This window comes from Edaphobacter sp. HDX4, assembly GCF_036877565.1.
In the GTDB taxonomy this organism is placed as follows: Bacteria; Acidobacteriota; Terriglobia; order Terriglobales; family Acidobacteriaceae; genus Edaphobacter.
The window spans coordinates 15,019-36,075 of the sequence record NZ_JAEDXW010000006.1 but is presented as its reverse complement, the minus strand read 5'-3'; the positions used below and the strand labels follow the sequence as shown (position 1 = coordinate 36,075).

The 21,057-nt window shown below is 59.2% G+C and carries 14 protein-coding genes; 5 read left to right on the top strand and 9 right to left on the bottom strand.

What is annotated here, in order from left to right:
* Positions 1-44 precede the first annotated feature (44 nt).
* The 3 genes from JAO29_RS07875 (at position 45) to JAO29_RS07865 (ending at position 5,062) form a co-directional block, all read left to right on the top strand.
* Positions 45-2,900, top strand: a complete 2,856-nt coding sequence (locus JAO29_RS07875; RefSeq protein ID WP_334267654.1) for a TonB-dependent receptor — start codon at positions 45-47, stop codon at positions 2,898-2,900.
* 94 nt (positions 2,901-2,994) lie between these two features.
* A complete protein-coding gene (locus JAO29_RS07870) occupies positions 2,995-3,951 on the top strand; it encodes an Fpg/Nei family DNA glycosylase (protein ID WP_334267653.1) in 957 nt (318 codons plus the stop codon).
* A 43-nt stretch (positions 3,952-3,994) separates the two neighbouring features.
* The gene (locus JAO29_RS07865) at positions 3,995-5,062 is read left to right on the top strand and encodes an alpha/beta fold hydrolase (protein WP_334267652.1); all 1,068 of its coding nucleotides are present in this window, start codon (positions 3,995-3,997) and stop codon (positions 5,060-5,062) included.
* On the opposite strand, the gene cobA is transcribed toward JAO29_RS07865, so the two are convergent.
* The 3 genes from cobA to JAO29_RS07850 form a co-directional block, all read right to left on the bottom strand.
* Positions 5,028-5,768: a uroporphyrinogen-III C-methyltransferase gene (gene cobA / locus JAO29_RS07860; protein WP_334267651.1), complete on the bottom strand. Its 741-nt coding sequence runs from the start codon at positions 5,766-5,768 to the stop codon at positions 5,028-5,030. The genes JAO29_RS07865 and cobA overlap by 35 nt on opposite strands.
* On the bottom strand, positions 5,765-6,406 hold the full coding sequence (locus JAO29_RS07855) for a precorrin-2 dehydrogenase/sirohydrochlorin ferrochelatase family protein (RefSeq protein ID WP_334267650.1): 642 nt from the start codon (positions 6,404-6,406) through the stop codon (positions 5,765-5,767). Before JAO29_RS07855 ends, cobA begins: the two co-directional genes overlap by 4 nt.
* A 272-nt stretch (positions 6,407-6,678) precedes the next feature.
* A complete protein-coding gene (locus JAO29_RS07850; protein WP_334267649.1) occupies positions 6,679-6,996 on the bottom strand; it encodes a hypothetical protein in 318 nt (105 codons plus the stop codon).
* A 218-nt stretch (positions 6,997-7,214) separates the two neighbouring features.
* Between JAO29_RS07850 and JAO29_RS07845 the strand changes: the two genes are divergently transcribed.
* Positions 7,215-7,649: a response regulator gene (locus JAO29_RS07845; protein ID WP_334267648.1), complete on the top strand. Its 435-nt coding sequence runs from the start codon at positions 7,215-7,217 to the stop codon at positions 7,647-7,649.
* A gap of 67 nt (positions 7,650-7,716) precedes the next feature.
* On the opposite strand, the gene cobG is transcribed toward JAO29_RS07845, so the two are convergent.
* The 6 genes from cobG to JAO29_RS07815 all read right to left on the bottom strand — a co-directional run bounded on the left by cobG (position 7,717) and on the right by JAO29_RS07815 (position 18,977).
* Positions 7,717-9,444, bottom strand: a complete 1,728-nt coding sequence (gene cobG, locus JAO29_RS07840; RefSeq protein ID WP_334267647.1) for a precorrin-3B synthase — start codon at positions 9,442-9,444, stop codon at positions 7,717-7,719.
* Positions 9,445-9,717: 273 nt separating this feature from the next.
* A complete protein-coding gene (locus JAO29_RS07835) occupies positions 9,718-10,269 on the bottom strand; it encodes a cytochrome P460 family protein (protein WP_334267646.1) in 552 nt (183 codons plus the stop codon).
* Positions 10,270-10,391: 122 nt separating this feature from the next.
* Positions 10,392-11,066, bottom strand: coding sequence for a phosphate signaling complex protein PhoU (phoU, locus tag JAO29_RS07830; RefSeq protein ID WP_334267645.1), 675 nt, complete (start codon positions 11,064-11,066; stop codon positions 10,392-10,394).
* Positions 11,067-11,173: 107 nt separating this feature from the next.
* Positions 11,174-15,415, bottom strand: a complete 4,242-nt coding sequence (locus JAO29_RS07825; RefSeq protein WP_334267644.1) for a sodium:solute symporter family transporter — start codon at positions 15,413-15,415, stop codon at positions 11,174-11,176.
* 133 nt (positions 15,416-15,548) lie between these two features.
* Positions 15,549-16,715, bottom strand: coding sequence for an N-acetylglucosamine-6-phosphate deacetylase (gene nagA / locus JAO29_RS07820; protein ID WP_334267643.1), 1,167 nt, complete (start codon positions 16,713-16,715; stop codon positions 15,549-15,551).
* 132 nt (positions 16,716-16,847) lie between these two features.
* Positions 16,848-18,977 (bottom strand): glycoside hydrolase family 20 zincin-like fold domain-containing protein, encoded by a 2,130-nt coding sequence (locus JAO29_RS07815; protein ID WP_334267642.1) that lies wholly within the window; start codon positions 18,975-18,977, stop codon positions 16,848-16,850.
* Between the two features lie 262 nt (positions 18,978-19,239).
* Between JAO29_RS07815 and JAO29_RS07810 the strand changes: the two genes are divergently transcribed.
* Positions 19,240-21,036 (top strand): hypothetical protein, encoded by a 1,797-nt coding sequence (locus JAO29_RS07810; protein WP_334267641.1) that lies wholly within the window; start codon positions 19,240-19,242, stop codon positions 21,034-21,036.
* Positions 21,037-21,057 lie beyond the last annotated feature (21 nt).

Below are 21,057 nucleotides of genomic sequence, written 5' to 3'. Positions count from 1 at the left end.
TTGGATCGCAGCACACCGATTGCTGCCTGAGCGCTGGAGACATTATGAAGCATATTTTTAAGATCGTCGTAGCACTTAGTTTCGCCGTCACACCCCTTGGTTATACGCAGGAGAGCCTTACCACTGCTTCAGTGACGGGTCGAGTTGTAGATTCCAGCGGAGCCGTTGTTCCCAGAGCTCTAGTCAACGCTCTGGCACTCGCAACAAATCAAACCTACACCGTAACGACAGATAGTCAGGGGCGCTTCAGAATACCCTTTCTTCCGGTGGGTTCGTACTCGTTCTCTACACAGCCGACTGGCTTCGCGAAGACGGAGCGGCAGGTTCGCCTTACGGTTGGCGCGGCGTTCGACCTAACCTTGCAGGTCAGCGTCGGTTCAACAGCCAGTTCGGTGAACGTGACCGGCAAGACGCCTGTTCTTGAGGAGAATCGCAGTCAGATCTCAGAGACTGTCCTCCAGGGAGAGGTAAATGACCTGCCTTATAACGGAAGGAACTTTCTCGATCTTGCACTGCTGACGCCAGGTGTAAGCCCAACCAATACAGGAAGCACGCAGACCTTTGCTGAGACGTCTCCCGTTGTCGGCCAGGGGTATTCAGTCAACAGCCAGCGAAATTTCTCGAACAGCTTCGTCGTCGACGGGCTCTCTGCCAACGATGATGCTGCCGGGCTGGCAGGGAACTCGTACAGCATGGACGTCGTTCGAGAGTTTCAAGTTGTGACCTCTGGAGGTCAGGCTGAGTTCGGCCGGGCACTCGGCGGATACTTCAACATCGTTACGCGCAGCGGCACGAACAATCTCCACGGAACGCTTTATGGTTTCCTGCGGAACCAGCGCCTGAATGCTGAGAATGCCCTCTCGCAGAACAAGCTGCCTCTTACACAAGCGCAGTACGGAGCAAGCCTCTCCGGCCCTGTTCGTCGAGACAAGACATTTCTCTTCGGTAACTATGAAGGCAGACGGCTCAATACAAATGGTGTCATTACCATCAATCCCACACAGGCCTCTCTCATCAATGACCATCTCAACGAGATCGGTTTCCAGGGTCCACGTCTGTCCGTCGGCACAGGTGCGACGACGCTGTTCCCAACCACGGTGCATACAGACACGGCTTTCGTGCGCGGAGATCATCGTTTCAGCGACTCGGACCAGTTGAATGCACGCTACAGCTACTATCGACTCGGAAGCGTCAACGCACGTGGAGCCGGGGGGCTCGCGGACGTCAGCTATGGAACCGCTGTTCGCGACACCAACCATACGATAGCGGTCAGCAACGTAGCCACGCTGTCACCGCGAACCTTCAACGAGACTCGGGGTCAGTTCACATTTGACGATCTGAAGGCTCCGCCGAACACCGACGATAGTCCCGCGGTCATAATCAGCGGCGTCGCAAACTTCGGGCGCTTCTCTTCTTCACCGACGGCACGACTGAACTATCTTTACGAGGCGGTCGACAATCTTGTCATGCAGCGAGGTGCGCATACGATCAAGACCGGGATCGATTTCCTTTTCAACGACGACAAGATCACATTCCCCATGGCAAGTGCTGGATCGTACACCTTCCCCTCGCTTTCAGCCTTTCTTTCGAGCGGAACGGGATATGCTTCGTTCTCTCAAAACTTCGGGATACCCTTCATCCAGCAGAACAATCCGAATGTTGGACTCTATGCTCAGGACGAGTGGAAGCTGGCCTCCTCTGTAACGCTCAACCTGGGAGTACGGTACGATCTTCAGTTTCTGAAGACGATCAACACGGATGTGAACAATGTCTCTCCCCGCATAGGAATCGCCTGGTCGCCCTTCGCGAATAAGCACACCGTTGTGCGTGGCAGCTTCGGCCTCTTCTACGATCGGGTACCACTCAGGGCCTTGGCTAACGCGCTGTTATCTGCAGGGAACACGACTGATCCGCAGCAGGGACGACTGCTGCAGTACACCTATGTTCCCGGAGATGTCGGTTCGCCTGTCTTTCCTGCCGTTTCCAGCCAGCCAAACACGGGATCGAAGATCAGCTACGCTCTCATGAATCGCAATATCCAGAACGCTTATTCCGAACAGGCGAGTGTAGGCATAGAGCAGCAGATATTGGAGAACACGACCCTTGGAGTGACATATCAGCACATTCGAGGGCTCCATCTCTTATCTTCCGTAAACCGGAATATCAATCTGGATGGAACGCGACCTGATGCTACTCGAGGGAATATCAAGCCTTACGACTCACTCTTCGATTCCTACTACGACGGCCTCTCGGTTTCGCTGTTGCAGCATCCGGTGTCGTGGGGATCGGCGAGAATCTCATATACATGGTCCAAGGCTATCAACAATGTGGGCGAGTTCTTCTTCAGCTCGCCTATCAATAACTTCGACCTGAGTGTTGATCGTAGCCGCTCCGATGACGATCAACGTCACCGCCTGGTTTTTGATGCCACAATTTACTCGCCACGTTCGCAGGCACACACCGTCGCCCAACATCTCGTACATGGCTGGCAGCTGGGTGGCATCCTGCAGTACTACTCCAGGCTGCCTTTCAACATCACGACGGGAGGACAGACGAAACAACAGACGACGCAGCGGCCTTGCACCGCTGGGTACAGTCTTGCAGGAACGAACCCATGTACCGAAGGTCTTGCGGGCGCTGTCATAGGGCGGAATGCAGGCACAGGCTTTGACTTCTTCAGCCTGAACACACGCTTGAGCCGAAGTTTCGCCCTCACGGAGCGGCTTCAGCTGCAGGGATTTGTTGAGGCGTTCAATGCACTCAACCACCGCAACGACATGATTCCGAACGGCACCTGGGGTACAGGCAGTTTTCCGTCTAAACCCAGCGCCTCTTTCGGAACAGCAACCGCGGTCGGAGATCCAAGGAGTATCCAGGTGGCGGCGAGGCTCAACTTCTAACGAGCATCCTCCTGTTGAGCCGTCCCTGGAAACGAGACGAAGCGAATCGCAGGGGTAGTGCGCAGGTTGGGTCTTCGGCGTTCGCAGCATTGTGTTGGCGAACGCCGAAAACCTCTTGAATACGACCTGCAACACTCTTACTCTGAAGCGTATGCCGGAGCTTCCGGACATAGCCGCTTACCTCGCCGCACTGGAGCCGCGTATCGTCGGCCAGCCTCTTCAGTCTGTTCGGATAGCGAGTCCATTTCTGCTGCGCACAGCTAAGCCACCTATTCAGGCAGCAGAGGGCCGCACAGTCGTTTCGCTCCAAAGCATAGGGAAGCGAATCGTCATCGAATTCGATAGCAATCTCTGGCTTGTGTTGCACCTCATGATTGCCGGGCGCCTGCACTGGAGACCGGCAGGAGCCAGATTGTCGGGGCGGAACAATCTTGCAGCATTCGATTTCCCAAACGGTTCGCTTGTTCTCACCGAGGCCGGGTCGAAGCGGCGAGCATCGCTTCATCTCTTCAGCAACAGGGAAGAGCTCGCTGCAATCGATCCGGGTGGTCTCGATGTCTTCGAGCTCGATCTGGATGGATTTCGTACAGCCTTGACTGCCGAAAATCGAACGCTCAAACGGGCATTGACGGATCCCCGGATTTTAAGCGGGATTGGGAATGCATACTCCGATGAGATCCTTCACGCTGCGCAGCTGTCTCCGATACAGCGTACGCAGAAGTTGTCTGAGGACGACTGGGCGAGATTGTTTAAGGCTACCCGCGAGACGCTGCAACTCTGGATCGATCGCCTGAAAAACGAAGCCCGGGACGCATTCCCGGAGAAGGTGACCGCCTTCCGAAAGGATATGGCAGTGCACGGACGATATGGTCAACCGTGCCCGAGGTGCGGCAGTTCGATTCAGCGGATACGTTATGCGGATAACGAAACAGACTACTGCCCGAAGTGCCAGACGGGCGGCAAGCTTCTTGCGGATCGAAGTCTGTCGCGTCTGCTCGGAGAAGACTGGCCTCGCACGCTCGATGAACTGGAAGCTCTTCGCCGCCGCTGACTGGCAGCCAAGATCGAACGTGTATGCTCGAAAAATGGGAAACATGCTGACTCGATGCGTCTTTGTTGCGCTTGCAGCCTGCCTCAGTGGTTTGGCATCGGCTCAATCTGCACGGCAGGAGGGAACTCAGCAGATTGCAGACCTGGGGGCATGCAAGCTCTCCAGCGGCAAAGTCATTCTCGACTGCCGTGTAGGTTACAGAACCTTCGGAATCCTGAACCAGCATCGCGATAACGTCGTTATCGTGCCAACATGGCTGAATGGCCGCAGCAAAGATCTCGTGTCTCTCTTCGGCACGTCTCCCGCTCCGCAACATCTCGTTGATACCTCACGTTTCTTTGGAGTGGCGTTGGATGCATTCGGAGACGGTGTCTCTTCTTCGCCCTCGAACAGTAAGCGACAGCCGGGACCGGAGTTTCCGCAGTTCACCACGGAAGATATGGTGAGGGCACAGTATCGCGTTCTGACGGAGGTCCTCAAGGTTCGTCATGTGCATGCCGCGGTTGGGCTCTCGCTTGGAGGGCATCAGGTCTTTGCCTGGTCAACTCTGTATCCGACATTTCTGGACCGCGCTGTTCCAATCGTGGGTTCACCCCAGGCAACGAACTTCGATCGACTGTCGAAGCAGATTGTGGTGGATGCGATCGAAGCCGATCCTGACTACAAGCACGGTCATTACACGAAGGAGCCAGCGCTCACGTTGGCGAACGAGATCGGCGTTCAGATGCTGACGACGCCTGCGTTTCGAAACGCGGAGGCGACGCGCGAGCACTATGATGAGTGGCTCGCCAGGATAGAGGCTCCGCAACGGCAGGACGCGAATGATCGCGTGTGGCAGGCCCGAGCGATTCTGTCGCACGACGTTCTTCATGGCAGGTCCATCGCAGAGGTCGCCCGGAGTTTGCCCGCCAAGTTTCTGATTATCGTTGGAGCCGAGGATCGAATGGTCACGCCCGCGCCCGCGCTTGCGTGGGCCAAGGCCATCGGAGCCGAAACCTACATCTCACACGGGGAGTGCGCGCACCTGATCATGAGCTGCGACGCGGCGGCGGTGAGCGAACGGGTGCGACGCTTTCTCAGCGAACCGGCTTCGACACCGGGGGGCCGATAAGTAGGAGAACAGGAGCCGGGCCCACATCGCTGCTCGATAGCTGAGCGAGAGTCGTGATGTGGATGTGCTCCTCCGGCGTAGATGCTCGCGAGACTGCGGTGCAGGGCGTCTCCGGAGCGATCCCTGAGGCCATCAGGTCCTGAGCGAGAGTTTCGAAGTCGCGCCCGGGCATGTAGAGGACCAGTGTCGCCTGGTCAGGAAAGGCTCCCGACCAGCTCGGGGTCAGCGAGAGCTTTCCGGCGGCATGATGTGCGGTCGCAAGGACCAGCTTCGAGGCCCGGCTGCGGTCCGTCAACGGGGTCTCGAGACTGGCTGCCACGGCGAAGGCGGCTGTGATGCCGGGGACGATCTCGAAGGGGATGGAATGTTCGCGGAGGAAAGATATCTCTTCAGCGGCTCGGCCGAAGATGAGAGGATCGCCTGATTTCAGGCGAATCACCGAACGATCTTCGCTCGCGTGCTCGAGCATCAGAGCGTGAATTCCGGCCTGGGTAATCCGTGGCTGGCCGCAACGCTTTCCGACTGGAACGATCAGCGCGGTTGGGCTCGCGAGGTTGAGAATCTCATCGCTCACCAGATCGTCGGGCAGAATGACATCCGCCGTCTTCAAGAGATGGGCAGCGCGCAGGGTGAGCAGGGCTGGATCGCCGGGACCGGCGCCGGTGAGATAGACGTGGCCGGATTCGGCGTCGGGAATCGAGATCACACTTTCTCCGCAGGAAGAGGATTGGTGCGCGCATGCTCCCGCGCAAGCAGGCGGGAAGGGCACTGATCGTAGGCGCAGACCTGGCGCTGCGCGAGTTCGTGAAGGATGAGCCGCCGCGATTGGTTGAGCGGTTCGGCGGCGACGACCTCGCGGCGCAGATTTCCGAGATTTGCGAGCCACTCGCCCAAATCCAGGGGAAGCTGTGCGTTCAATTCCTTCCGAAGCTGCTGGGCGAGGGCCGGAGAGTTTCCTGCGGTCGAGATCGCGATCTGGAGGTCTCCACGCCGGACGACGGACGGGAAGTAGAAATCGCAGAACGGAGGGTCATCGACAGCGTTGCAAAGCACCCCGCCAGCGGTCGCCTCGGCGAAGACGGCGCGGTTGACGGCGGGATCGTCGGTCGCGGCGACCACGAGGAAGGCACCGTCCAGATCGCCGGTTTGGTAGGGCCGGCGCTGGAGCGAGATCTCGCCAGCTTCGGCCATTCCGGAGATTCGCTCGTTTACGCGGGGAGCGATCACGGTGACGGAGGCGTCCGCCGCTCGAAGGGATTCGATCTTGGACTCAGCCAGCTGACCGGCGCCGATGACTACGCAGGACCGGCCGGTGAGCTTGAGGAAGAGAGGGAAGAGGGACATTTCAACGCTCCCTCTTAATGATAAGGTCTACGGTCCGCAGATGGGTCCCCTCTGTCGATTTTGTGCAAAGTCTTGCAAGAATTGAACTTAGCTTAGGACTTCCAGTCAGAACCAGGGTTCAACGCGAACAGAAATGCTGTAACTGTCGCACTTTGCGACTGAGGCTCCGGAGTCCCCGGAGCCTCGTAATTATTATAGCCGTCCCGCAGAGGAGGATCGGCATCTGTAAACGGTTGATTATAGGCTTGTTGCCTCAGAGTTGGCTTGACAGATCAACCACCATCGTTTGCATCACGCGGCTGATTCTGCCAGACAAACAGGTAATCCTTATTGCTCGAAGTGGCAAGTTTCAATTTACGCTGCCTTCCTGCCCGACTGAGTGCCGAGCGGATGTTCTCCTTGGAATCGGGGAGCTCCGAGAGGGGAATCTTGAGGGCTGAACCTGCAGACAGCTGCTCAATATCGCTCAGCAGCTGCTGAATGATTTTGCTATGTTTGCCCTCGCGTCCTTTGGGTACTTCATCCTGCAGAATAGATTCGAACCGCACGGGTCTGTTTTTGCCTTGGATGTGTTCTTCTTGGTCTCCCATAGTGTCTCCGTCCTGCGGAACCGTTCTTCTACCTCCTGAATGCGTAGCGTAAATCTGACGCTAACTTAATGTTGTCGTAACATGCCATAATCGTGCTCTTATTAAGATGCAAAAACGGCACCTCAGGCAGCAAATGCTAAATTGATGTATAAGTCGTTGATTTAAAAGAGATAACTCCTTACCGGGCTTAAATGGTATGTTGCCATCAGGAGTGTTCGATGACAAGGGGTTTGCACACAGAGATTGTTCCGGTTGAAGAAGTGCCTCTGGAAGATAAGAGGTTGCCGGGGATCGATGTACTTGTCGTGGATGACGAGCAGGTGATCGCCGATACCCTGACAGTGATTCTTTCCCGCTCCGGATATTCGGTTCTCTCGGCTTACGACGGAAAAACTGCCCTTAAGATTGCCAGCGAAAACCCTCCAGCCCTGTTGATCAGCGATGTCGTGATGCCTGGGATGACCGGGGTCGAGCTCGCCCTATCTCTAAGACATTCGAATCCCGAATGCCGAATACTCCTGTTTTCGGGACAGGCCGCTACGGCAGACCTGCTCGAGAAGGCGAGAGCTCTGGGACACGATTTCACGATCCTGAGTAAACCGGTCCACCCCCGCGATCTGATCCGTCGTGTCACGGAGTATCTCCGCAGCTGAGATAACAAGAGCCGGTGAACGTCTGGGCGTTCGACCGGCTCTTTGGCTTTGTGGCTACTGCTGCGGGCTATTCGCCAGGCGCCAGCCGTCCAGCGCCGACGGGGGGTGCATCCCGTTCTACGGGTTCGAGGACTTCGCCAGCAAGCTGGGCCCGCAGGGCAGCATCGTCCGTGCGGTCGAAGTAAGAACGCAGGTCTTCCCCTGGAGTGCGGGCTTCGAGATAGGCGTTCAACAGACGCTCGATCGCCTCAGGCACGTCAACCGCCGCAGCGCGATAACCCAGCGGACGGGCAGGCCGGGCGTACTTGCCTACGGAACCCCCGACGCAGAAGAAGAAGGCGTCGACCAGCTGGCCGTCTTTCTTGATCTTCTTGCCCTCGAGGCCGATGTCGGCGATCCAGTGCTGGCCGCAGGAGTTGGTGCATCCGGTGACGTGGAGACGGATCTGCTGATCGAAGCCGGGGAGGCGCTCCTCGAGCTCGGCGACGACCCACTTGTTGAAGCCCTTGGTCTCCGCGATGGCCAGTTTGCAGAACTCGGTTCCGGTGCAGGCGATGGCTCCGCGCCAGAAGGGCGATACGTCTACGTTGAGCCCGAGGGTGTTGAGCTCGACGACGAGAGCAGAGGTCTCACGGTTGGGAACATTGACGATGAGGATGTTCTGGCCGATGGTGGCGCGAAGCTGACCGTCGCCGTACTTCTCAGCGAGATCGGCGAGCTTGATGAGCTGTTCGCCGGAGAGGCGGCCGTTCAGAACCGAGGCTCCCACGGAGGAGAGACCGGCCTGACGCTGAGGCGTGATGCCGATGTGATCGCGGTAGATGTCGGCGGGGAGGTCTTCCATGGAGACGGGGCTGGGGTCCAGCTTGTAGCCGAGCTTCTCTTCGATGGCTGCGAGCATGGATTCCGCAGTCCAGCCGTGGCGCATGAAGAGGTACTTGATGCGGGCACGGGTGCGGTTCTCGCGGAGTTCAGTCTGCTCCTTGAAGATGCGAACGACGGCGGTGACGACATCCAGAGCCTTGTCCTCCGGGATGAATGCCGGAATGCGGGTGGCGATGTGGGGCTCGGTGGAGAGGCCGCCGCCGACGCGCAGGGTGTAGCCGATCTCTTCCTTGCCTTCGACAGTCCGCTTGATAGCGGTGAGGGCCACGTCATTGATCTCCGGGAAGGTGCACCAGACGGGGCATCCGCTGACGGTGATCTTGAACTTGCGGGGAAGATTGTAGAACTCAGGATTTGCGGTCAGATGATGGGCGATCTCTACGGCGAGAGGCGAGGAATCGAGGATCTCGTGGGAGTCGATTCCGGCGAGCGGGCAACCGGTAACGTTACGGACCACGTCGCCGCAGGCGCCCTTGGGGGAGAGTCCAATTGCTGTCAGAGAGTCGACGACATCGACGAGCCCACCGAGGGTGAGCCAATGAAACTGGATGTTCTGGCGCGTGGTGATATCGGCCAGATTGTTGGCGTATTTGACGGCGAGCTGGCCGATGACGCGGGTCTGGTGGCTGGTGAGAAGGCCATTGGGCAGGCCGATACGCATCATGAAGTACTCGGTCGCCTTGCCCTCGCCGTTGGCACCCCCGGTGACGCCCTTGCCGTCGCCCTGGGTATAGACGCCCCACCACTTGAAGTAGAGACCGGTCCACTCGGGCAGGACGGAGTCGCGGCCCTTGCTGGAGAACTCGCGCACCTCATCCCACGCTTCCCATGGATTCTTGGCGAGCTTAAGTCGTTCAGATTTCTGGGCTTTGGTCTCTTTTACGGCGGCAGGAGCCGGAGTTGTGGACATGATGGAATCCTTTAGGCTTAGATCTTGTAGGTAATAAAAATCCCACTCGGTCGGAGTGGGCGTTGGCGACTTGCCTGGGAGATTCGTGATCTGAGAACGATCTACGAAGCAGGACAGAGGCGACAGCGCACCCGGTCGCAACAACACATGCGACAGAAGGAGATGAGCTGGGTGCGGTCGAGAGCCATACTTATAAGGTTAACCGCCATAGGTCAGACCGTCAAGCGGAACGGCCCATTTCTGGCGGCTGGGGACAAGTTATTCGGCAAGATTCTAAGGCGCGTAACGGGTGAAGACGTAATCACGTTGTTTCGCCGGGATATGGCAGGAGTAGCAGCTTTTTAGTGCCTCCGGACCGTCGGGCTTCCCGTGGGTGAACTGAGCGAAGCGCCACCCGCCCGTAGAGGCGTACCGTTTCGAGTCCTTGACCATGAGCTGAACGTTTGTCGGCGCACCAGCTACGAAGGACTGCTCCTGCCCGAAGGCCTGGTTGTTCTGCTCCGACGGAGTGTAGGCCCAGGCGAGGCGAGCGATGATGGTCCCATCCGGAAACGGGAGGCGATCACCGCGAAACGCATCGATTGCCCGATCATTGCCCAAAACCGCCCGCAGATCGTTCAGCTTACCGCCTTCATGCGCGACGGAGATCAGCTTCCAGTCCCTGTAATGCGCGGGCAGCTTAATGGGGGGAGGCGTGGATTTCGCGGTGTCCGGCAGCAAAGCGTGATCCTGCGACCGGACGAAGCCAGCCATCGCTGGTCCGATGAATGCCAGAATTACCGCAGTCTTTCGGATAGCTGTTTTGATTGTGCGGGACTCACGCACCGCCAAATCCGGTCACTGAAGCCATGCAGTCTCCTATGGAGTTATTTGGCCAGAGCTTACGCCTGAAATCCGCAAAGCGTTTGTGAATCCAGCGTCCTCAAGTAGCCTCTGACGCTCTTCTCTCACTCCGCTTCCGCGAGCGAATGTTTGTGGCGGACATCGGAGCCTCGCACCCAGAAGATGACGTCTTCGGCGATGTTGGTGGCGTGGTCTGCGGAGCGCTCGAGATTGCGGGAGACGATGATGGCGTTGAGGGCCTGGGCACTGATCTCGGGCTGGTGCTGCATCAGCAGGACCAGCTCGGCCTGCACAAGGCGGTTCATCTCGTCGATCTCGTCGTCCATGGCGAGGACCGTCTCGGCCAGGCGGGCGTCAGCCTCGAGGAGTGACTGGAGGGCGGTGCGGATCATCACGCCGACCTTTTCTCCCATGTCAGGGATGTCGATGGGAAGCTCGATGAGGGGAACTCCGGAGAGTGTCTCGGTGCGCTGGGCGATGTTGGAGGCCTGGTCTCCGATACGCTCGAGATCGCCGTTAATCTTGATGACGGCGAGGATGAAGCGCAGATCGATGGCCATGGGCTGCTCTTTGGCGAGAAGGTCGTAGGCCATCTCATCGACGTCGCGTTCGGCAGCGTTGATGGCTTCTTCAATCTCCTTGACGTGGTCGCAGAGACTGAGATTGCTGGTGAGGTAGGATTCAAGCGCGAGCGAAAGCGCCTGTTGGGAGAGTGCCGCCATGGCGAGTAGCTTGTCTTTGAGAGCGGCAAGCTGCTGGTGAAAGTTAATGCGCGGCATAAAACCCCTTCCTCCTCGATTGAAGATCATTCTATTGTGCTGCAGAAATGATGCATGGGTTGTGAATTTGTGCAGGCGTATGTAGCGAACTCGATACGGGCCGCAGGTTAGTAGAGAAGGTAGTGCGAGCGTCGCTCCCGGAAGGCGTCGAGATCGTGCTCCCAAGACTTCGCGATCGCGCGGGGATCTTCGTTGTTTTTGATGGAGAGAACGGTGTTGACGCTGCGGAGCAGAACGTCGATGCGGGAGATGTTGAACTGCTGGGGATAGAGGCGGTGAATGGCGGAGATCATCTCGATGCCAAGCTCGGGGGAGTCGACCAGGTCCGGATCGTGGAGGGTGAGATGAACCGCCGGGAGGGTCTGGCCATGGTAGGGATAGTGGTTGGCGTCTTCGGCGATGGTCACGGTGGAGGCGGAGAAGGTGATGCCTGGGATATGACGATCGTTGAGGGCGGCTGCAAGGGCCGGAGCGTCGAAGAAGGGCGCGGCGATGTTCTCAAAGGGGATAGTGGTTCCGCGGCCCACGGAGACGTTGGTGAACTGAAGCAGCTCTACGCCGGGATAGAGGATGGCGGCGTTGACGGATCGCAGGTTGGGGCTGGGAGTGATCCAGGGAAGGCCGGTCTGGTCGTAGTACATGCTGCGCTCCCAGTGCTGCATGGAGACGACGGAGACGGCAGCGCCGAGGGGTTCGCGAACGTTGGGCGAGGTGGGGGAGGGAAGACGGCGTTCGCCGTTGATGTAGCGGGCGAGCTCGCCGAGGGTCATGCCGTGACGGATGGGAAGAGGCATGTAGTTGACATAGGCCTCCTTGCCTTCGTCAGAGACGGGGCCTTGGACGGCAACTCCGCCGATGATGTTGGGGCGATCGAGGACGATGATCTCGAGCTGATGGCCGAGCCGTTTTTCGGCGGCGGCTGCTTCGATGAAGTATCCGGTCTGCGCTTCGTAGGTGTAGAACCGGACTCCAGCATCCTGCAGGTCGACGATGACGGCATCGAGATCCTTGAGCATATCGTGCGTCGGGTGGCGTGACTGCGGCGTTGTGCCGTAGAGCGAGGTGACGGCGATGTGGGTGGAGGGATCGACCTCTCCCTTGATGCCGGCTTCGTCCTTTGTTCCGAAGAGGCCATGTTCCGGCGAGAAGATCGCCTTCAGCTCAAGACCGGGAACGGCCTTTTCGGCTTCGGTGGCGAGGAGGTCGACGGTCCGGTGGCCGTGGGAGTCGATACCGGTCTGGTTGGTGAGGATGCCAAGACGAAGATGGTTGCCGTGGCGGTGCGCGGCTTCGGCGAGTGCGGCGTAGTGGGTGGATTCGAGGACGTCGATGCCGGTGAGCGTGGGAGTGGGGGGCTGGCTTCCGTAGAGATGGAGGGCTTCTGCGGCGGCGGTTGCGACTTCGCCACGCAGCACGGAGATGGCAGCATTGCCGCGCGGGTGCACTGCGTTGGCGAGCAGGACGACGTAGGTATCGGAGCCGGGATCCATCCAGAGGGTGGTTCCGGTGAAGCCGGTGTGTCCGAAGGAGCCGATGGGGAAGATTGAGCCGCGCGGACGGGAGAAGGCGGTGTTGATGTCCCAGCCGAAGCCTCGGGTGGCGATGCCCTTGGTGACCTTGCCGTCGGGTGTGAAGACAGTGGCTCCGTCCTGCGCGGTGGAAGGCTGCTGGGGTGTGCTCATCAGCTTGAGCGTGGACTGACTGACTGGAAATGGCCCGGTGTTGCGAACGAGCTTGTCGAGCAGCGCCTGAGCGTAGAGGGAGACGTCATGCGCGGTGGAGAAGACTCCGGCGTGGCCGGCGACCGAGCCCATGCGGCGCGTTGTCGGGTCGTGCACGGTACCGCGGGTAAGCATGTCGAAGTGAGGATTGGTGGTGGCGTTGCCTTCGTCGTCGTGGGTTGTGGGAGCGGTCCGGGGATCGAGGAGGTCAGGGCTCCATGTACCGGGTGCACAAGTGGCCGGCTGTGAGGCCGAGGCGGGACCGGGCTCGATGGCTGCTCCGGTCTTGATGGCCGGTCCGCAGGTCTTGTCGAAGGGTCGGTAGCCTGTATCGGTCATCTTCAGAGGAGCGAAGATGTGCTGCTGCGCGAAGACGTCGAGCGGTTCTCCGGAGAGCTTTTCGACAAGCAGGCCGAGGGTGATGAAGTTGATGTCGGAGTAGACGAACTTTGTTCCCGGAGGATTATCGAGCGAGGACGCCATCACGCGGCGAACGGCTTCCGCCTTGTCGGGTGCGGCGAGGCCCCAGGCATCCTTGACGGAGATATCGGGCGGCAGGCCGGAGTAGTGCGTCAGCAGCTCGCGGATGGTGACCTTCTCTTTGCCGTTCGCGGCGAAGTCGGGCAGGTACTTGGCAACCGGATCGTCGAACTGGAACTTGCCCTGGTCGTACAGCTCCATCATCGCGGTCGCGGTGGAGAGGCACTTAGTGAGCGAGGCCATGTCGAAGATGGTGTCTTCGGTCATCGGCTCGGCGGCGGAGGGTTTGCCGTCAAGATCGGGTTCTCCGGCCAGCTTGCGGTCGCCGTATGCGTGATGAAAGACGATGCTGCCGTCGTGACCGACGACCACTACGGCTCCAGGAAGCTTGTGCTGAGCGACGGCGTTATTGACGAGAACGGAGATCGGGGCGAATTCGGAGGGCTGAGCAGTGGATGGCTTTGTGGATTCCTTCGAAGGCTCGTGCTTGGGGTGCCGAGCTGTGCGAGCCGCGATGAGGCTCTGGTGAAGATGCGGCAGAGGTGCGATTCCCTGCGCATGACTGGAGAGCGCGAGGGAGGAGAGAGCGACCAATGCGATGACGGTAGTGGCGACGCTTCTAGGAGCGTTGTTTGGCTTGGGCATGAGCTTGCTGGCGATGTATCCGACGAAGAAGGTAATGAGGGCACCGATGAAGACGTACCAGGTCCAGGCGACGCGAGGCAGCGTCGTCTCTCCGAAGAGAGGAAGACTGGAGAAGTGGATGGGGGCGGGTTGCAGCCAGAGGGCGAGATTGACGGCGAAGCCTACGATCAATCCGACGATGGCACCTGCCTCGGTGGCTCTGCGGGTCAGGGTTCCCAGGAGGAAGACTCCGAGGAGGGCACCGTAGGCGACCGAGGCGATCGAGAGGCCGACCTCGACCACATGACCTTTTCCGCCGGCGTGGACGCTATAGACAGCGATGGCAAAGAGCACGAGAGCCCAGACGACGGTGGAGGAGCGCGAGATCATCATGCGTTCCCGGTCGTCGGCATTGGGTCTCCAGCGCATGTAGAAGTCCACGACCGTGGTGGAGGAGAGGGAGTTGAGGGCAGCCGAGAGATTGGACATTGCGGCGGCAAGGATGGCGGCAATGAGGAGCCCCGCGACTCCGATGGGCATCTCGCGAACGATGAAAGAGGGGAAGAGCCGATCGGGAGCGAGATTGGCGGCAGGCGATCCACCATAGAAGACCCAGAGCCCCGCGCCGATGAGAAGGAACAGGGTGAACTGAACGAAGATCACGACGCCTGAGGAGAGCAGGGCCACGCGCGACTCGCCGAGATTGCGAGCGGCGAGCAGACGCTGCACCATGAGCTGATCGGTACCGTGCGAGGCGGTGGTCAGGAAGCCTCCTCCGATGACGCCAGCCCAGAATGTATAGGTCTGGGTGAGGTTGAGGGCGAAGTCGAAGAGGTGGAACTTGCCTGCTGCGGAGGCGGCCTGATGAATATGGGCCCATCCGCCGGGGACGTGCGTACCGAGGGTGATGATGGCAACGACTGTGCCTGCGATGTAGAGGATCATCTGGACGACGTCGGTCCAGATAACCGCCGTCATTCCGCCCTCGAAGGTGTAGAGCAGGGTAAGCGCGGAGATGATGGCGATGGAGAGGATATCGTTGGTCCCGATCGCAATGGCCACGACGATGGAGACGGCGAAGACGCGAACGCCCTCTGCGGCTGCGCGCGTAAGAAGAAAGAGCCCGGCGGTGGTCTTGTGAAGCTTGCTTCCGAAGCGCTGATCGATCAGCTGGTAGGCGGTGAGCATCTCGCCCTGGAAGTAGCGGGGAAGGAACAGAATCGCGACCACGACGCGGCCGATCATGTAGCCGATGACGACCTGGAGGAAGCCGAAGTCGCCGGTAAAGGCCACACCGGGAATGCTGATGATGGTGAGGGTGCTGGTCTCGGCCGAGACGATCGAGAGGGCGATGGCCCACCAGGGAACGGTTCGGTCGGCCAGGAAGTAGCTCTTAAGGGTGCGCGAGGAGCTTCCTTTTCCTTCGCGGAAGCGCAGACCGAACAGAGTAATCCCCGCCAGGTAGATAACGATCAAGACCAGGTCAAAGACGTGCAGGTGCGACACAGAAGCAACATCGGGCATGACAGCGAGTTTATGCGAAAGACAGGGAAACGTGCTCAAGAAAGAGCCGAACGACGGCTTTCGGCTACTGACCGGTCCACCTGCAAGGTATGGACAGCAAGAGGAGACCGGCGCCGCTCAGATCGAAGCGCTGTTACCCGATGGTCCTTCCGTGAAGGACTGTGCGTTCAAGCTCACCATCTTCATCAAAGACGTTGAAGTTTGCAGGTTTGCCGGGTTCGAAGCCGTCGAGGGTGTCGCCCAGCCCGAGCAGGATGGCTGGATTATGGGAGGCGAGACGGCTTGCGACCTCGAGCGGGGCTCCCGTGAAGCGCCGCAGGTTGGAGACGGCGCGGTCGAGCGTAAGGACGCTTCCGGCGAGCGTGTGTTTGCCATGGGTGAGATCATCCGCGGAGAAGGCGCGGCCATCGGCGACCTTCACGGCGAAGGTACCAAGTGTGTATTCGCCATCCGGCATGCCAGCGGCGGCCATGCTGTCGGTGACGAGAATGGCGTGGCGCTGCCCTTTGGCTTTAAACCAGAGACGCACGAGTTCGGGTGCGACGTGGACACCGTCACAGATGAGCTCGGCATAGAGAGCCTCCTCGTCGAGGACGACCCCCAGGATGCCGGGCTCACGATGATCGAGCGCGCGCATGGCGTTGAAGGTGTGGGTTGCGCTGCGCGCCCCGGCCTCGATACCACATCGTGTCTCTGCGGCCGTGGCATTGGAGTGTCCCAGACTGACGCGAACGCCTTGCAGAGCGCAGTGATGAATCAGATCGAGAGCCCCGGGGACTTCGGGAGCGATGGTGATGAGGCGAATATGCCCTGAGGCCGCCTGCTGGAAACGGTCGAAGAGAGCGATGTCCGGAGGGAGAATCTCGGCCGGGGGATGAACCCCGCGCTTGGCATGCGAGATGAAGGGACCTTCGAGATGAATTCCGATGGGACGGGCATGCGCGGGATTCCAACGGGAGGTGGCGGCGCATTCGATCTCTCTTGCAATTCCTTCGAGAGATGTGAGCGTCTTGTCGATGGACGCGGTGACCGTCGTCGGAAGGTAATGTCCTACGCCATGACGAGCAAGGAATCCGCTGACGTTGGCAAAGGCCTTCGGGGTGGCCTCCATGAGGTCATGACCGGAACCGCCATGAGTGTGAATGTCGAAGAAGGTAGCGGCGAACGTCTCGTTTGCGGCCTGAGGGGCGGAGTCAGGCTCGATACTCGCGATGGATCCATCTGCAGCAATGCGAATGGTAGGTCGCTCGATGATCTGGGAGGCGGTGACAAGGCGGCGGGCGTGCAGCGTTTGAGACATCGCGGTCTAGTTTAATCTCCGTGGAACGGAAAGCAAAACGGCAGGGAACGAGGAGGGAGATACGGGGAAAGAGGCGCCCGCCGGAAGCCTCGCGCGCAAGGTCTCCAGACTACGCTTCTTCCCCGGAATACGTTACTGCGTAGCTACCACCGGGGAGGGGATTCCCACTTCGGATGCCGGAGGGAGCGTCTGGGAGTTGGCCCACTGGCGCTGCGCGGTTCGCATCCGGTCGATGCGGCTGAGCCACATCTGGACAGTGAAGTCGTAGCGCTCGAGATTGTTGCGAAGGAAGTAGGGCCGGTAGCTCTTGAGCCACGCCTGCTCGTAGAGGTCGCGCAGCAGGGAGTAGTTGTTGCGCAGGTCCTGCAGTTTCCCGTTCACAGCGTTGATGGAGTTGAGCTCGCGCGAGACCTCGAGCCGGTCGTCGTGGTTTTTGGAGGTCTGCAGGGCATAGGCGTGGGCGTAGCTGGCTGCGATCTCGTCAGATATCTGGAACTTGAGGCCAATGAGGTCCATACGCCGTGCGCCGAGCTCTAGAACATCGAGAGCATCGATCTCACGAAGGTTGGGGTTGGCAGCGCGGGCTTCGGCAACGAGGACGAGAGCACGCTCCGCATGCATGCGAAGCTCGGAGAGGATGGGACGGATGAGACCAGCGATGCGCTGGCCGTCTGCGTTCCAGGGATCCTGCCAGAAGAGAAGGTCCTGCCCGTCTACCTTATAGGGCGAGTCTTTGAGCAGCTTGTGGGCTGCCATCATCTCGCGCTGAGCTTCGTCGATCTTGCCAGTGGCGTCGCCGTGGAACTTCTCCCCGTAGCTGGACTGGAAGTTGGGGATGGAGGCCGTGCCCTTGTGCCAGGCGGCTTCGGCTCCGAAGAGGATTCCGTACCAGTCGGCGTTGGCCAGCGCTTCGCCATCATCGTTCCAGATGGTATCGAGCTGTCCGGTGGCACCGAGTTTCTGGCCGTCCGCGGTGAAGCGCTGGATGTTATCGAGACCGTTGTTCCAGTTGGGATAGACGCGGGACCAGTTATTGATGCCGGGAGCGACCCAGGTCTCGAATCCTGCATCGGTGAAGGGTTTGATGTAGCGGTCGAAACCTTCGGGGTGGGGGTTGTACTCCCACGGCACGGCGATGGTGGCCTTTTTGAAGGATTCGGGAAGCTGCTTGAGCAGGTCGGGCTCCTTGTAGGCGATGTCTCCCCAGAAGAGCAGCTTGCGGTGAAGGGGCTGGAGCTCGGCTACGATCTGCTGCAGGAAGCCCAGGTAGACTGTGCCGAGACCCTTGGAATCCACCTCTGCTTTGGTCTGGCCCTTGCCGAGCTCTACAGTCTCGTCGGCACCCAGGTGAAGAAAGGGGCCGGGGAAGATACCGGCAAGCTCGTTGAACATATCGTGCGTGAGCTTTCGGGCATCCGGCTGTCCGGGCGCGAGGACCTGGCCATGCGGTGTTTCGGCCAATGGCGCGTACTTCTCCCAGTTGAGGAGGTAGTGGAGATGGCCGAAGGCCTCCTGCTCAGGGATGACGGTGATGTGATATTTCGAAGCGTAGGCAACGAGCTCGCGTGCCTCAGCCTGGCTCAGACTTGCTCCGGGGGGCGCCATGAGCGGGTGTCCGGTGTACTGCATGGTGTGCTCGAAGTAAGGCGAGTAGATGTTGATCTTGTAGGCCGCCATTACCCGGATCTGCTTCTTTTGGAACTCCAGCGTGGGGAACGGACCGCGGGATAGATCGTCGCTGAGTCCGCGGTACTCCATAGCGGGCCAGTCGCGGATGGTTGCCGTGTGCAGCGTTGCCGTTGTGCCGTAGCCGGTGACGAGCTGCTTAACCGTCTGAAGGCCGTAGAAGATGCCGGAACCGCTGGCTGCGGTTATGGCGAGTCCTTTGCCATCCGGGATGATTGCATACCCCTCGGCCTTCATGTCGGCAGGGAAGTCGGCCTGGCTTTGTTTGCCGGGGCTCGCGTCGGTGAGAATCGACCTGGAGATGGGAGAGCCATAACGGGCAACGAGGATGTTGACCGGAGCCGTGGAGGATATGTTGATCCCCTGGGAGATGAGATAGCTCTTGAGGTCCTCGACGGCGAAGGAGTCGTCTGGCGCACAGGGAGAGGCACAGGTGATCTGGATTCCCTGCGAGAGAGGCTGACTGGTCCCGGCCTGGAGCTCGCGCGGGATGGGGATCAGCTTTAGTGGTGACTGGGCGAGGCAGGACACACTCAGGGCAGCGAGCAGCAGGGGAACCGGTGAAAAAAAGCGCATGCGGATAACGGTAAATCAGTCACCAGCTGCGGGACAGGTTGGGGCGATATTTGTGCGAACATCGACCACGCGTGAAGTGATTTGGTAGAAACATGCGGGCAAATCATTGTTAACAAGTGGTGAATTGTTTTTCTGTTCACATAGATTTGGAACCATGGCTTAAACGGCAGCTTGAAAGAGCAGCGGCTATGGACGGTGTTTAGAAAAGTCCAGGCTCCCTATCTCTGACCCATTCGGCGGCCGAACCTACTTGTGAGGAACCATGACGAATCAACTGCGAACTGCCCTTGCGGCGGTGCTTGTACTAAGTACAGCATCGATGCCGGCGCAAACGGGAACAGTGGCCAGACCGACGAAACGGGCGGTCCGAAAAAAATCGGAGAGCAGTCTCGAGAGGACCCTGCGCGAGCTGAAGGAACAGATGCAGGCTCAGCAGACTCAGATTGATGAGCTTAAGCATCAACTGGCGGACCGCGACGCGAAGCTAAGCACGGCGACACAGGATGCGCAGTCGGCAAATGCGTCAGCGAGTGCGGCGGCCACCAAGGCACAGCAGGCGCTCACGGCGATTCAGTCCAACCACGAAGAGATGCAGACGCTGTCGAGCTCGGTTTCGGATCTGAAGGTGGCAAACGTCGGCCTGGCTCAAACGCTCAGCGATACCAAGAGAGATGTCTCCACAGCGATGGAATCGCCACTGGCGATCCACTACAAGGGCATCAGGATTACGCCAATCGCGTTCTTCGCACTGGAAGATGTTTATCGTTCCAGCGCCATCAACTCCGACATCAACACTCCGTTCAACGCGACTCCATATAAGGGAGCGGCAGAAGCGAATACCAGTGAATTGAACTTCTCCGGACGTCAGAGCCGTCTGGGAGCCTTGTTCGAGGGCAATACCGGGCCGTTCAAGCTCTCGGGCTATGTAGAGGCTGATTTTCTGTCTGCCGGCGCTACCTCGAACGAGAACCAGAGCAACAGCTACACGCTTCGTCAGCGGCAGATCTGGGGACAGGCGGCAACTCAGGGCGGCTTCGCGGTCACAGGTGGTCAGATGTGGTCGCTGGTGACGGAGACCAAGACGAGCACGGATAATCGTACCGAGAACCTGCCGATGAATATCGACGCGCAGTATAACGTCGGGTTCAGCTGGTCGCGTCAGGCAGCGATGCGGTTCCAGAAGAAGTTCACCAGCGGACTTACGCTGGCTGGATCTCTTGAAGAGGCACAGAACATCTTTTCTGCAACGAATGCCAACCAGAACTTCTTCTTCGGTTCGGCGGGCGTTGGCGGTGGTCTGTTCAATTCCACCGCGAATTACTCCAATAACGTTGCTCCCGATGTGATTCTGAAGGCGACCTACGACAATAAAACGGGTCATTTTGAGGCGGGGGGGCTCGTGCGCTGGTTCCGCGACCGTTACTATCCGGTATCGGGCACGGGTGCGGTCCAGGCGACGGGAGCACAGAACGATACCAAGACCGCCGGCGGCTTCTTTGTGAACGGCCGAGTCCATGCGACCAAGTTTGCCGATATCGGGGCACACTTTCTTGGCGGCACGGGAGTTGGCCGCTACGGGACCTCCACCCTTCCCGATACGACGATCCATCCGGATGGAACGCTGGCTCCGATCAAGAACTACCAGGGTCTGTTCTCGGTAGAGCTGCACCCGATGAAGAAGCTGGATCTCTTCGGCTACTACGGCGCGGAGTATGCCCAACGCACCTACTACGTCAGCAACGTTGCGGGATCGGTGGGTAAGCTGGTCGGCTATGCCCCACCAAGCTCGTCGAACGCAGGATGCTACACGGAGACGGTTCCAACCAGCACGAATGGTTACGGTCCGGGTGCCGCGGCAAACTGCCTTGGGGCGACGCGTTACATCAGCGAGCCAACTGGCGGATTCACCTTCCGCCTCTACAGCAGCCCACAGTACGGCCGCCTGCAGTACCAGTTCCAGTACAGCTATCTGTCGCGCACTGCATGGACCGGCGTTGGCGGAGCTCCTACGGCCAGCAATCATATGGTCTTCACCGGAATGCGCTACTACATTCCATAATCGTCGGGTAAACACGGTAAA

Excerpts from the sequence above, each read along its gene's own strand:
- JAO29_RS07875 (WP_334267654.1), top strand. The coding sequence starts at position 45 with ATGAAGCATATTTTTAAGATCGTCGTAGCACTTAGTTTCGCCGTCACA.
- JAO29_RS07865 (WP_334267652.1), top strand. The coding sequence starts at position 3,995 with ATGCTGACTCGATGCGTCTTTGTTGCGCTTGCAGCCTGCCTCAGTGGT.
- JAO29_RS07855 (WP_334267650.1), bottom strand. The coding sequence starts at position 6,406 with ATGTCCCTCTTCCCTCTCTTCCTCAAGCTCACCGGCCGGTCCTGCGTA.
- JAO29_RS07850 (WP_334267649.1), bottom strand. The coding sequence starts at position 6,996 with ATGGGAGACCAAGAAGAACACATCCAAGGCAAAAACAGACCCGTGCGG.
- JAO29_RS07845 (WP_334267648.1), top strand. The coding sequence starts at position 7,215 with ATGACAAGGGGTTTGCACACAGAGATTGTTCCGGTTGAAGAAGTGCCT.
- cobG (WP_334267647.1), bottom strand. The coding sequence starts at position 9,444 with ATGTCCACAACTCCGGCTCCTGCCGCCGTAAAAGAGACCAAAGCCCAG.
- phoU (WP_334267645.1), bottom strand. The coding sequence starts at position 11,066 with ATGCCGCGCATTAACTTTCACCAGCAGCTTGCCGCTCTCAAAGACAAG.
- JAO29_RS07825 (WP_334267644.1), bottom strand. The coding sequence starts at position 15,415 with ATGCCCGATGTTGCTTCTGTGTCGCACCTGCACGTCTTTGACCTGGTC.
- nagA (WP_334267643.1), bottom strand. The coding sequence starts at position 16,715 with ATGTCTCAAACGCTGCACGCCCGCCGCCTTGTCACCGCCTCCCAGATC.
- JAO29_RS07815 (WP_334267642.1), bottom strand. The coding sequence starts at position 18,977 with ATGCGCTTTTTTTCACCGGTTCCCCTGCTGCTCGCTGCCCTGAGTGTG.
- JAO29_RS07810 (WP_334267641.1), top strand. The coding sequence starts at position 19,240 with ATGACGAATCAACTGCGAACTGCCCTTGCGGCGGTGCTTGTACTAAGT.